10 protein-coding genes are annotated in these 12009 nt (G+C 75.8%); 3 read left to right on the top strand and 7 right to left on the bottom strand.

Translation table 11 applies throughout. The features are described 5' to 3' along the window. Positions 1–6: 6 nt before the first annotated feature. Positions 7–966 (bottom strand): adenosylcobinamide amidohydrolase, encoded by a 960-nt coding sequence (locus ACQUFX_RS28155; RefSeq protein WP_428963226.1) that lies wholly within the window; start codon positions 964–966, stop codon positions 7–9. Between the two features lie 229 nt (positions 967–1195). On the opposite strand from ACQUFX_RS28155, the gene ACQUFX_RS28150 reads away from it, so the two are divergent. Next, the gene (locus ACQUFX_RS28150) at positions 1196–1873 is read left to right on the top strand and encodes a Crp/Fnr family transcriptional regulator (protein WP_007073398.1); all 678 of its coding nucleotides are present in this window, start codon (positions 1196–1198) and stop codon (positions 1871–1873) included. A gap of 92 nt (positions 1874–1965) precedes the next feature. Next, positions 1966–2709: a metallophosphoesterase family protein gene (locus tag ACQUFX_RS28145; protein ID WP_428963225.1), complete on the top strand. Its 744-nt coding sequence runs from the start codon at positions 1966–1968 to the stop codon at positions 2707–2709. A 117-nt stretch (positions 2710–2826) separates the two neighbouring features. Here the strand turns inward: ACQUFX_RS28145 and ACQUFX_RS28140 are convergent, their stop codons facing one another. Further along, entirely contained in the window at positions 2827–3897 is a 1071-nt protein-coding gene (locus tag ACQUFX_RS28140; RefSeq protein WP_428963224.1) for a hypothetical protein, read from the bottom strand. Next, positions 3894–4838, bottom strand: coding sequence for a transporter substrate-binding domain-containing protein (locus ACQUFX_RS28135; RefSeq protein ID WP_428963223.1), 945 nt, complete (start codon positions 4836–4838; stop codon positions 3894–3896). Before ACQUFX_RS28135 ends, ACQUFX_RS28140 begins: the two co-directional genes overlap by 4 nt. Positions 4839–4983: 145 nt before the next feature. Between ACQUFX_RS28135 and ACQUFX_RS28130 the strand changes: the two genes are divergently transcribed. Further along, positions 4984–5319, top strand: a complete 336-nt coding sequence (locus ACQUFX_RS28130) for a hypothetical protein (protein ID WP_428963222.1) — start codon at positions 4984–4986, stop codon at positions 5317–5319. Here ACQUFX_RS28130 and ACQUFX_RS28125 read toward each other — a convergent pair. The 4 genes from ACQUFX_RS28125 to ACQUFX_RS28110 all read right to left on the bottom strand — a co-directional run bounded on the left by ACQUFX_RS28125 (position 5306) and on the right by ACQUFX_RS28110 (position 11908). Further along, the gene (locus ACQUFX_RS28125; RefSeq protein ID WP_428963221.1) at positions 5306–6856 is read right to left on the bottom strand and encodes a serine/threonine-protein kinase; all 1551 of its coding nucleotides are present in this window, start codon (positions 6854–6856) and stop codon (positions 5306–5308) included. The genes ACQUFX_RS28130 and ACQUFX_RS28125 overlap by 14 nt on opposite strands. A 30-nt stretch (positions 6857–6886) precedes the next feature. After that, positions 6887–7366 carry a hypothetical protein gene (locus ACQUFX_RS28120; RefSeq protein ID WP_428963220.1) on the bottom strand — a complete coding sequence of 160 codons (480 nt, stop codon included), beginning with the start codon at positions 7364–7366 and terminating at the stop codon, positions 6887–6889. 112 nt (positions 7367–7478) lie between these two features. Next, positions 7479–11057 (bottom strand): adenylate/guanylate cyclase domain-containing protein, encoded by a 3579-nt coding sequence (locus tag ACQUFX_RS28115; RefSeq protein WP_428963219.1) that lies wholly within the window; start codon positions 11055–11057, stop codon positions 7479–7481. Continuing rightward, the gene (locus ACQUFX_RS28110; RefSeq protein WP_428963218.1) at positions 11054–11908 is read right to left on the bottom strand and encodes an MBL fold metallo-hydrolase; all 855 of its coding nucleotides are present in this window, start codon (positions 11906–11908) and stop codon (positions 11054–11056) included. Before ACQUFX_RS28110 ends, ACQUFX_RS28115 begins: the two co-directional genes overlap by 4 nt. Positions 11909–12009 lie beyond the last annotated feature (101 nt).

Raw genomic sequence — 12009 nt, 5'->3', positions numbered from 1 at the left:
CCGACGCTACCGCCCGGTTTTCCGTGTGGCGATGGCCGTTCGGACGAACTCGGCCGTCCGCACCTTCCCGGACCACGGGGGCGCGTCGGCGGCTCCCCCGGCGCGGACGGCGGCGTGCACGGCGCGGGCGAGCGGCGCACCCCACCGGCTCCGGGGCCCGCCGTAGTCGGCGACCGGCCCGTCGACCGGGCAGAGCACGGTGACCGCGTCGGTCGGGGTGCCGGTGCCGGCCCGGCCCAGTTCGATGATCGCCTGCGTCTTCGCCTCGGTTGCCGTGGCGACGGCGTTGACCAGTGCCGCGTCGCCGAGCCGCACCGGCACGTACACCACGATGTTGACCGTGCCGACCCGCCGGGGCTCCGGCGGCACCGGCCCGCCGCCGGCACCGGACGCGGGCCCCGGGCCCGGCACGGGCTCCCCGGGCGACGCGACGGCGGCGGCACCGTCGGCCTGCACGGGCACGGCGGCCCCGTCGGCCGGCACGGGCACCACGGACCTCCCGGTCGACGCGGGCGTCCCGGATCCCCCGGCCGGCACGGGCCCGGCAGGCCCGTCGGCCGGGGCGGACGTCGCGGGCTCGTCGGCCGGCGTGGGTCCGGGTGCGGCGGGCCCCCCGGTCGACGCGGGGGCGGCGGCCCAGAGGGGCAGGCCGAGGCCGACCGTGGCCCAGACCCGGACCCCGGTGTCCGTCCGGCTCACCACGTCGGCGACGTCCACCCCGGTCAACAGGCCGACCCCCGGCCCGTCGAGGCCGAGGCCGGCGGCGAGCGCGGCCAGGTGGTCGGCCGGGTCGTCCCGGTGGTACGACATCGGCACGGTCGCGTTCACCACCCACCGACGTACGCCGAGCCCGCCGCCGAGCGGAGCCGAACTGACCGCGCGCAGTGGTCGCTCCGCCCGCCAGACGAGCACCGGTGGGTTCCCACCGTCCTCGGCGCGGGTGGTCAGTACGGGCTCGGTCAGCACACCGGTGACCCTACTGTCCCGGTGACCTGGGCCGTCGTGGGAGCGCTCGCATCCGGCGGCGACCGGAATCGTAGTGGTTGATCAGGTCGGGCAGGTTACGTCCAACGATCAAGTTTCCAGGGGTGCACCTCTGATTACTGCTCACATGCGCCTAGACTTGGCGGCGCGCGAGGGATCAGCGGACGGCGAACCCGGGCCGACGGACGGCACGCGCAGGCGGAGGTGCGCGATGGACGAGGTACTGGCCCGCAGCGGGATCTTCCAGGGCGTCGACCCGGAGGCTGCCGAGGCGCTCGCCAAGGAGATGGAGACGATCGAGGTCCGCAAGGGCGAGGTCGTGTTCAACGAGGGCGAGCCCGGAGACAGCCTGTACATCCTCCTGTCCGGCAAGATCAAGGTCGGTCGCCGGGCAGCGGACGGCCGGCAGAACCTGATCGCCGTGATGGGCCCGTCGGACATGGTCGGCGAGTTGTCCCTCTTCGACCCGGGGCCACGGACGGCGACCGCCACGGCGGTGACCGACACCCGCCTGGTACGGCTGCGCAAGCAGGCCCTGCGGCCGTGGCTGAACAACCGGCCGGAGATCGCCGAGCAGTTGCTGCGGGTGCTGGCCCGCCGGCTGCGCCGCACCAACGACTCGCTGGCCGACCTGATCTTCACCGACGTGCCCGGGCGGGTCGCGAAGAACCTGCTCCAGATGGCCGGCCGGTTCGGCACCCGCGACGGTGGCGTGCTGCGGGTGACCCACGACCTGACCCAGGAGGAGATCGCCCAGCTCGTGGGAGCCTCCCGGGAGACCGTCAACAAGGCGCTGGCCGACTTCGCCTCGCGCGGCTGGCTGCGGCTGGACGGCAAGAGCATCATCATCCTGGACCCGGAGCGCCTGGCCCGCCGCGCCCGCGTCTGAGCGGGCAGCGGGTCCGGGCAGCCGGGAGCGGTGCCGTCTGCCCAGCGCAGAAGCGCTGGACCGGCCGGCGGGCCCCGGATCACGATGGGTGGATGCTGGAACGCGTCGCCGTCCTCTCCGACATCCATGGCGCCCTGCCCGCGCTGGAGGCGGTGCTGGCCGAGCCGGACGTCGCCTCGGCGGACCTGGTCGTGCTCACCGGCGACCTCGCCGCCGGACCCCAGCCCGTCGAGACGCTGGACCTGCTCGCCACGCTCGGCGACCGGGCCCGGTGGGTACGCGGCAACGCGGACCGGGAACTGGTCGAGGCGCGGGCCGGGGTGCCCTCCGGCATCGAGGTCTCCGACTGGGGCGCCCGGCAACTCCGCGACGACCAGGTCGACCGGCTGGCCGCCCTGCCGCTGACCGTCACACTGCCCGTCGCCGGGCTGGGTGAGGTGCTGTTCTGCCACGCCACGCCCCGCGACGACGAGGAGGTCGTTCTCGTCGACACCCGGCTGTCCCGCTGGGCGGAGGTGCTCGCGGACGTCCCCGATCCGGTCCGCACCGTGGTCTGCGGGCACACCCACATGCCCTTCACCCGGCTGGTCGACCGCCGGCTGGTGGTCAACCCCGGCAGCGTCGGGATGCCGTACGGCGGGCCGGGGGCGTACTGGGCGCTGCTCGGGCCGGGCGTGCAGCTACGCCGTACCGACTTCGACGTGGCGGCGGCGTGCGCCCGGGTGGCGGCGGAGTCGACGTACCCGGAGGCGGCGACCTGGGCCGAGGTTTACCTGCGCTCCCGGCACAGCGACGCCGAGGCGCTGGCCGTCTTCGCCCCCCGCGACGGCCGCTGACCCGCTGCCCCTTTCCCCCTGCCCCGCTCCCGCTGCCGCTGCCCGCCCCCGCTCGACGGGGGTGAGAAGGGTTCCCTTCTCGACCGTATGCGTTAACAGGGGGCCCTTCCTTACACCTCAGCCGATGGCGCGGCAGGCGGCGTCGATGCGGTGCACCGGGCGTACCCGGCGGCCCAACCCTTCCAGCAGCGAGTCCTCCACGTGGAAGTCGTGGACGCGCAGCCGGTGCCGGGGCAGTTCCTCCTCGGCGGGGCAGAGCACCTGCGCCCGGACCTGGTCGACCGGCACGTACCGGACGCCGCCCTGCTCCTGGAGGATCACCATGCTGATGTCGTCGACGCTGACCACGTGCCCCCGGATGTCCTCGGTGTCCGCCTGGGCGGTGGCCACCGTGGTCACGGTCAGCGGCAGCACCGGTGTGCTGATCACCGGCAGGGCCGCCCAGACGAGCCCGACCAGCACGGCGACCTGGGCCACCGGGGCCAGTGGCCGGATCACCAGGCCGGGCAGCGGCCCGGTGACGGCCAGCGCCAGCAGCGGCGGGACGGTCACCAGCGCGATCACCAGCGACTCCCGCTGGGCGGCGGCGTCGAACAGGGTGGGTCGCAGGAACCAGAGGTACCCGAGATACAGCCCGGCCGCGATGGCGATCCGAGCGCCGATCCGCTCGTGCAGGCGTTCCGGCCCGAGTTGGAACGCGGCGGCGAACGCGGGCAGCAGCAGCGGCAGGTAGAGCAGCTTCCAGGTGGCCAGGGCGAGCAGGAAGCTGGCCACCACGAACCAGTCGGGGGTGATCTCGACCCAGCGGGCGAAGAGCGGTCGGCGGAACGTCGGTGGCAGCCGGTCGGCGCTCACCGCCAGGACGGCGCCGAGGGCGAACACGGCGACCAGGCCGGTGGAGAGCAGCCGGGCCGCCGTGGTGAGGAAGCCGGCGAGCAGGTTGACCGGCCCGACGTTCGCCACCAGCAGCAGCGTGGTCTGGAGTTCGCCGCCGGCCTCGACGCCGAGCCGCAGCACCGAGAAGACGGCGGGCACGCCGACCACCGCCGACCAGAACGACTGGCTGGCCCGCGCCCGGCGTTCCGCCGGGTCGCCCCGCCCCAGGCCACCCCGCAGCGACCCGCCGCCCGGGGCCGCGCCGGTCCCGTCGGCACCGGCTGCGGCGGCGGGGGCCGGGGGCGCGCTCATCGCCGGGGGGCCCGCTCGTCGAAGTCCACCAGGTCGGGGACGTCGAGCGGCTGCGGCTGGGTCCGCTCCACCCCCAACCAGCCACCCAGCGTGCGGTTGTACGCGCTCTGCCACGGGCTCGACCCGGTCTTGCGGCCCTGGAGGTAGCTCTTCTGCAGGAAGAAGGCGACCAGGTCGCGCAGGGCCGGGTCGCCGATCGGCACCCCGACCGCGAGCAGTTCGCTGGTGCCGAAGGGCATGTTCACGATCTCGAACTCGTCCGGGTACTGGTAGCGGTACCCCGCGAGCATGGTCTCGTCCGAGGCGACGGCGTGGTACCGGCCCTCCCGGATGCCGTCGACGCAGTGCCCGACCTCCATCACGACCACCACCGGCACGTCGTGCCCGCGCAGTTCGGTCTCGGTGGTCGACCCCCCGCTGACGCAGACCTTGTACGCCGGGTCGGCCAGGTCCTCCAGGGTGCGGATCTTGTCCTTGAGCCGGGTCGGCACCAGCACCTCCGGCGTGGTGACCAGGTACGGCCCGGCGAACTGGACCAGTTTCTCGCGTTCCTCGGTCATCGAGAAGCTCGCCACCACGAGGTCGACCTGGCCGCTCTGCAGGGCCGGAATCCGCTCCTCGGTGGTCAGCGCGACGAAGTCGACCCGTTCCGCCCCCTCGTAGCTCAGCGAGGAGGCGATGTACCGGGCGATCTCGATGTCGAAGCCGGCGAACGTGCCGTCGGCGTTGCGCTGACCCATCAGCGGGGAGGTCGCGGAGACGCCGATGCGTAGCTTCGGCTGGTCGTAGATGTGGGACTCGCGGAGCTTGTCCCGGACCGAGGGGACCCTCGGCTCCTGCCGGCTGTCGCAGCCGGCGGCTGCGGCCAGCGTGAGGGTCAGCGAGACGGCGAGGGTGGTGGCCATCGACCGGACCCGGGCACGGGAGAAGAGCTGGTTCATCGGCGACCTCACCGGGGAGCGTGGCCTGCGGAACACCGACGGTAGTCGTAGTCGTCCAGTGACCCTGCGCAGCAACCCGCGCCCACACTGGGGGACGCCACCCGGCCGCGGTTGACAAGCCGCCCGACCGGTACATGCTTGTCAGGTGAGGAGATTACCCCCGTTCGATGCCCAGGGGGTGGCGGTCACCGCGTCCCTGGCGGCGGCCTCCCTGTTGGGCGCCCTGCTGGTGTGGGGGCGTGACGACGTGGTGACCGTCGGGTTGGCGCTGCTCTGCGTCCTCTGCACGGTGACCGCCGGCGTGGCCGCGAGCGCCAGTCGGCAGCAGCGCGCCCAGGCCACCGGCATGCCGCCGGCGGAACACCACGTGCCCGGCGGCTCCGCCGTCGACGCCGACACCCTGGAGGCGTTCGACTGCCGGGACGCGCTGCACGCGGTGGACGTCCGGCGACGGCGCGCGGGCCGGCTCAGCGATCGGTGAGGGTGGGCACGGCGAGCGCGTCCACGCCCCGCCCGGCCAGGCAGCGGTAGAACCCACCGGCCTCGTCCTCGACCGGCGGCAGCACCTCCAGGTTCCACCCGGTGGGGGCCATTCCACTGGTCAACCGGAAGGTCTGCGGGCCGCAGGCCGCCTGCACGGTGGGGTCGCCGCGTACCTCGTCGTGCCCCGCGCCGACCAGCCCGGCCGGCAGGTCCCCCTCGGCGAAGCTCTCCCAGGTGTGCCGGCCGTCGCAGGACACCCGGGCCGCCCGGGCCTGCCCGCCCCGGACCAGGACCGGCCCGAAGCACTCCAGTTCGGGGGCGCAGCGGGCCCCGCCGGGCAGCGCCGCCTCCCCGCCGGTGCCCGGGAGGCAGCCCGGCAGCGCGCCCCAGGGCCCCGCCGGGCTGGTCGTCCGGCTCACCACCGAGGTCTGCGACGACCAGGTCGGGGTACCGCTGGCGACCCAGGCGCCGGCCGCGGCCGACCCGGCCAGCGCGAGCACCCCGGCGCCGCCGAGGAACCAGCGGCGACGCCACCGCGCGGCGGTCGTCGGCACGGTGGCGTGCTCGTCCTGCTCGATGGGCGCACGGGGGCGGGGCTGGGCGGTGCCGTCGCGGGAGAGCCCGTCGTCGGGGTCGGTCGGCTGGTCCGCGCCGCCCTGCCCCGCCACCTGGAGGTTGCCGAGCAGCGGCATCCCGCTGGACGTGCCCGGGGCCAGTCCCAGGCCGGCGAGCAGGCCGTGCAGCTCCACCGCCGTCGGGCGGGCGGCCGGGTCGTTGTCCATCCCGGCGCGCAGCACGTCGAGCAGTTCGCCCGGCACGCCGGGCAGGTCGGGGATCGGCTGGTGGAACATCTCCAGCACGGTGACCAGGCTCGGGTTGCGTTCGGTGCGCCAGCGTGGCGGCCGGCCGTACATCACCGCGTAGAGGGTGGCGCAGAGCGCGTAGACGTCCACCGCGGGCGAGGGCGGGGCGTGGTTGAACATCTCCGGCGGGGCGTACGCCGGGGTCAGCACCTCCAGCGCGACCGAGGCGTCCCGCAGCTCGGCGACCACGGCCAGCCCGAAGTCGGCCAGCACCGCCGAGTTGAAGTTCGAGTAGAGGATGTTGGCCGGCTTGACGTCGCGGTGCAGCACGCCCGCCGCGTGCGAGTGGGCGACGGCGTCGGCGATCTTGATGCCGAGGTCGCACGCCTCCGCCGGGCCGAGCGGCGAGGTCCGCATCCGCTCGGCGTACGACCCGTCGCAGAGTTCCATGATCAGGTACGGGTGCTGGTCGACCGTGACCCCGACGTCGAAGAGGTCCACCACGTGCGGGTGCGACGACATCCGCCCGGCGGCCCGTGCCTCCCGCAGGAACCGGGCCTGGTCCCGCTCACTGTCCAGAGTGCGGTTCTCCACCTTGACCGCCACCTCGCGCCCGACCGAGATCTGCACGGCGCGGTAGATGGTGGCGTAGCCACCCCGGGCAAATACCTCTAAATCCGTCAGACCAGGCACGATGGGCGTCGGCATGGCGCCGGGCGGGGTGTCGGTCACAGCTCGAAAATACCCAACTCGATCGGCGGCTCAGCGGCCTGTGTCCGGGCCGGCCCCGGCCCCGGCCGGGGCGCTCCGGTCGGCGGCGTCCACCCCTTCCCCACCGGCCGCCGCCCGGCGGGCGTCCACCCGGAGCCCGACGGCCGTCGCCACCGCCCCGAGCCCCTCCCAGGCGGCCACCCCGAAGAAGCGGTCCGGGGCGATCCCGGCCAGCACCGCGATGGTGAACACGGTGAACGTCAACAACCGGAAGTAGACGGTGAAGCGGTAGAAGGCCCGCCACTCGGTGACGGTGGCCAGCAGGTAGTAGACCCCCATGTTGAAGGCGGCCATCGAGGAGGCCATCAGGAAGGTGCCCGTGTAGTCGCCCGGGGCGCGCTGCTCCGGCACCTCGAAGCCGAGCATCCGTAGCTGCGCCTCGGGCCAGAGCAGTCCGACCGCCCCCATGACCAGCGCCAGGATGCCGAAGACCGCGATCGTCCAGCCGGCCACCGAACGCGGCAACCTCATGACACCCCTCCCCGTACCACTGTGGAGCCCGTCGTGCCCCCACACGCTAGCCGGTACGACCGACACGCACATCGGCGAAACCGGCACATCCCGCCATCCGGCGCGACGGCGGTCAGGTGTCGGCCCGCAGGCGGTGGTGCAACGTGGTGGCGGCGAGGCGTTCGCTGATCTGCTCGGTCGCGAAGGCCAGGCGCACCGCGTCCTCGGCACTGGCCAGCGCCTCGGCGGGCTGCCCGGTGGCGGCCAGCGCCTCGGCGAGCACGATGGCGGCGACCACCTGGCTGCGGACGTCCTCCGCCGGGGCGGCGACCGCGCGCCGGGCCCAGTCCAGCGCCTGCTCCCGCTGCCCGTGGGCGAGCAGCGCGCCGGCGTACCGGGCCATGGTGTGCCGGCGGGAGAAGAGCAGCGACGGCCGGCTCGCCGCGACGGTCGCCACCGGGGCGAGCAGCCCGACCGCGGTCGCCGGGTCCCCGGCGGCCAGCCGCGCGGTGGCCAGCAGGACCCGGGGCCCGACCTGCGCCGGGGCCTGCGGGTTGTGCGGCTCGACGGCGGTCAGCACGGCCCGCGCCGCCGCCTCGGCGGTCTCGTGGTCCCCCATGTCCAGGGCGACGAACCCGCGCAACGTGCCGGCCATCCCGGTCAGCAGCGGGTGCGAGGTCCGGTCGGCGTACTCCTGCGCGTCGGTGAGCAGGTCCGCCGCGTGCTCCGGCTCGCCCAGGCCGCGCGCCACCACGCCCCGCACGACCAGGGCGAACCCCTGCCCCCACTCGTCGGAGACCTCGGCGAACTCCCGGTACGCCCGGCGGGCCCCCCGGTCCGCCTCGGCCAGGTCGCCCAGTTCGGCCGCGGCGAACGCCTCGACCGCCCGCAGCGTGCCCACCGCCCACGCCTCGCCGACCCGCTCGCCGAACGGCAGGAACACCCGGGCCAGCCGGCCCGCCTCGCGCAGCCGGCCGGCGAGCAGCCGGGCGTACGCGGTGGTGCCGCGCAGCCAGGCCCGGCCGTACGGGTCGCGCAGCTCGGCGAAGAGCCGGGCGGCCCGGCCGAGCACCGCGTCGGTACCGGCGAAGTCGCCCCGGGTGGTGGTCACCCAGGCCAGGTTCTGCAACGACCAGGCCTGCCCGCGCGGGTCCTGCGCGGAGAGGCTGACCTGGTACGCGGCGGCGAGCCGGCTGCTCGCCTGCCCCAGGTGCCCGGTCAGGAAGTCGGCCATGCCCAGCCGCCGCATCGCCGAGGCGCGCAGGGTCGGCAGGCCACCGGCGGTGGCGACCTGGAGCGCCTCATCCCAGGCGGTCACCGCCCGGTCCGGCTCGCCGAGGGTCTGGTGCGCCTGGCCGGCGAGGAGCAGCGCGCTGGCCCGGATCGCCTCGTCACCGGCGTTGGCGGCGATCTTCTCGGCCGAGGCGAGCGCGTCGTGCACCCGGCCGACCTGGAGCAGCGCCCGCGCGTGCACCACCCGGTCGGCGGCCGGCACCCCGTCGCGGGTCAGCTCGGCGGCCCGCTCGGCGTACTCCACGGCGAGGGCCGGCTCACCGGCGGCGAGGGAGCGCCGGGCGGCCCGGCCCAGCGCGGCGACGCCCAGTCCGGCGACCGCGCGGGCCGCCGAGTCCGGCCGCAGCCCCACCGCGTCGGCCAGCGCCACCGCCCGCTCGACGTGGGCGGCGACGAAGTCGTCCCGGGCCTGCTCGGTGAAGCCGGCGGCACCGGCCGGCGGGGTGCCGCCGTCCGCGCCGGGGGCCGCCCAGCGGGCCAGCGCGGCGTGCCGCTCGGCGAGTTCGGCCTTGCTCACCCCGGCGTACGCGGCCTCGCGCATCAGCGGCGTGGCGAAGGCGTACCCGGTGCGGGTGCGGTGCAGCATCCGGCGTTGCAGCAGCTCCTCGACGGCCCGGTCCAGCTCGACGGCGACCACCGCCGCCGGCCGGCCGGCCCGCCCGGTCCGCTGCTCGCGCAGCGCCTCCACGGTGCCGGCCGGCACGGTGTCGCCGACCACCGCCGCGTCACGCAGCACCGACCGGGCGTCCGGCGGCAGCGCGTCGATCCGGGCCGCCAGCACGGCGGCCAGGTCCCGGGAGAGCAGCCGGCTGCCCAGTGAACCGGGCGCGAGCCGCCACCCGCCCTCCCCGACCGCGGTCAGCGCCCCCCGCTCCATCAGCAGGGTGACCAGCTCGGCCAGGTAGAAGGGGTTGCCCTGGGCGGTGGCGAGCAGCCGGTCGGTGTCCGGCTGCGGCAGCCGCCCGCCGCTGAGGTACGTGGTGAGCAGCCGGGCGGCGTCGGCGCCGCGCAGCGGCGGCAGCGCGTGCACCTCGGCGTCCGCGACCCGGGTCAGCGCCCCGGCGGTCCGGACCAGCTCGGGGCGGCCGAGCAGCAGCACCAGCACCGGGCCGGTGAGCCGGGACAGGGTCAGGCCCAGCGCCCGGATCGTCTCGCCGGTGGCGTCGTGCAGGTCGTCCACCACGACCACCAGCGGGGTCTCGGCGGCGAGCCCGCTGAGCAGGTCGGCGACCGCGTTCGGCACCGCCTCCGCGTCGGCGGGGTTGCCGCTGGTGCTCCACTCGCCCTGGTCGGTGGGGCTGCCGGTGGCCAGGTCGGCGTACCCGAGCAGGGCCAGCAACTGGTCGGTGGCGACCGGGGCCGGCTCGGGGCGCAGCCGGGCCAGCCGCTGGCCGAGCCGGCGCAGCCGCTCCTCCACCGCCGGTCGGGTCGACGCGGTGGCCGCGTCGTTGGGCAGGCCGACCGCCGCCCGGACCAGGTCGGCCAGGGGGGCGAGCCGACGCCGCTCGCCGAAGGCGGCACAGCGGACGGAGAGCACCCGGGCCCCGGTGTGCGCGGCGAACCGGCCGGCGCCCACGTCGTACCCGGCGGCGAGGCGTTCCACCTCGGCGGCGAACCGGGACTTGCCGATCCCCGCCTCGGCGGTCATCAGCAGCACCCGGGGCTCGGTGCGGTCGATCACCTCGGCGAGCCGACCGGCGACCCGGCCGATCTCGGTCTCCCGCCCCACGAACGGCGCCTCGTCACCGAGACCGGAACGGGTGCCCGGGGCGTCCAGCAGGCCGAGCAACTCGTACGCCTCGACCGGCTCCCGCTTGCCCTTGAGCCGCAGCGGGCGCAGCGCCCGCCAGGAGGCGACGTGCCGGGTGGCGGCGGCGGTCCGGCCGCCCGCGTACACCGCGCCGACGGCGGCGGCGTCGGCGAGCCGGGCGGCGGTGTTGACCGTGTCGCCGATGACCGTGTACTCGATGGCGGCCTGGATGCCGGCGATCACGTCGCCGGTGTTCAGCCCGACCCGCAGGCCGAGCGGGGCACCGCCGCCGCGCTCGTCGTCGAGGACCCGGCGGACCGCCCGCTGCATGGACAGCGCGGCCCGGACCGCCCGTTCGGCGTCGTCCTCGTGCGCCACCGGCGCGCCGAAGACCGCCATGATCCCGTCGCCGGTGAGCTTGTCGACGTGCCCGCCGAAGGTCTTGACCGCGCCGGCCAGGGCGGCGAGCACCCGGTCGGTGACCGCGCCGACCCGCTCCGGGTCGAGGTCCTCCGACCAGGAGGTGAAGTCGGACAGGTCCCCGAAGAGCACGGTGACCACCCGGCGCTCGGCGGCCGGCAACGTCGCGGCGGCCGGCAGGGCGGCACCGCAGTTGTGGCAGAACCGGGCGCCGGGTACGGCGACGGTTCCGCACACCGGGCAGGTCACGGCTGGTCCAACCGCGCTTCCGGGCCGCCGGATTCCCCGGTCGGCAGCCCGAGGTACTCCAGTTGGGCCCGGACCGACCACTCGGCCGCCCACCACAGCGAGCGGTCCACGTCGGCGTACACCCGGGCGACCACCTCGGCGGCGGTCCGGTCACCGGCGGCGACCGCCGCCCGGACCTGGTCGAGCCGGGCCCGCCGGTGGGCGAGGTAGTAGTCGGCGGCAGCCCCGCAGTCGGCCAGCGCCGGGCCGTGCCCCGGCAGCGCGGTGACCCCCCGGTACGCGGCCAGCCGGGTCAGGCTGGCCAGGTAGTCGGCGAGGTTCCCGTCGGGGTGGGCGACGACGGTGGTGCCCCGGCCCAGGATGGTGTCGCCGGTGAGCACCGCCCGCTCGCCCGCGTGCTCGACGAGGAGGCAGACCGAGTCGGCGGTGTGCCCGGGGGTGGCCAGCGGCTCGATCGACAGGCCGGCCAGTTCCAGCGTCGACCGGTTGCCGGTGGGGTCGGTGGACACGGCGAGCGGCTCGGCGCCGATGGTGTGCGCCGGGTCGACGGCCCGGACCGGAACACCGCCGAGCAGGTCGGCCAGGCGACGGGAGCCGTCGGTGTGGTCCGGGTGCCCGTGGGTGACCAGCACGGCGGCGATCGGCCCGTGCCCGGCGATCCGGGCCAGGTGCGCCTCGTCGGCCGGGCCGGGGTCGACCACGACCGCCCCGGCCCGGCCCGGCGCGCGCAGCAGCCAGGTGTTGGTGCCGTCGAGCGTCATCGGCCCCGGGTTCGGCGCCCGCAGCAGGGTCGCCCAGCTCGGCAGCTCGTCGGCGAGCGCCGCCACCGGCGCGGTCACATGCCCCGTCATGGCTGCGATCGTACGACCCCGCCGGGCGCTCCCCGCGATCATGACGACTCACCGCCGACGGATCGCGGGAAGCGGAGCGGCTCGGGCCGGGGCGGCGGGCC

Source organism: Micromonospora fluostatini (genome assembly GCF_050410825.1).
In the GTDB taxonomy this organism is placed as follows: Bacteria; Actinomycetota; Actinomycetes; order Mycobacteriales; family Micromonosporaceae; genus Micromonospora; species Micromonospora rosaria.
Note: the sequence above shows the minus strand (reverse complement) of the source record. Positions and strands in the feature narration are given on the sequence as shown.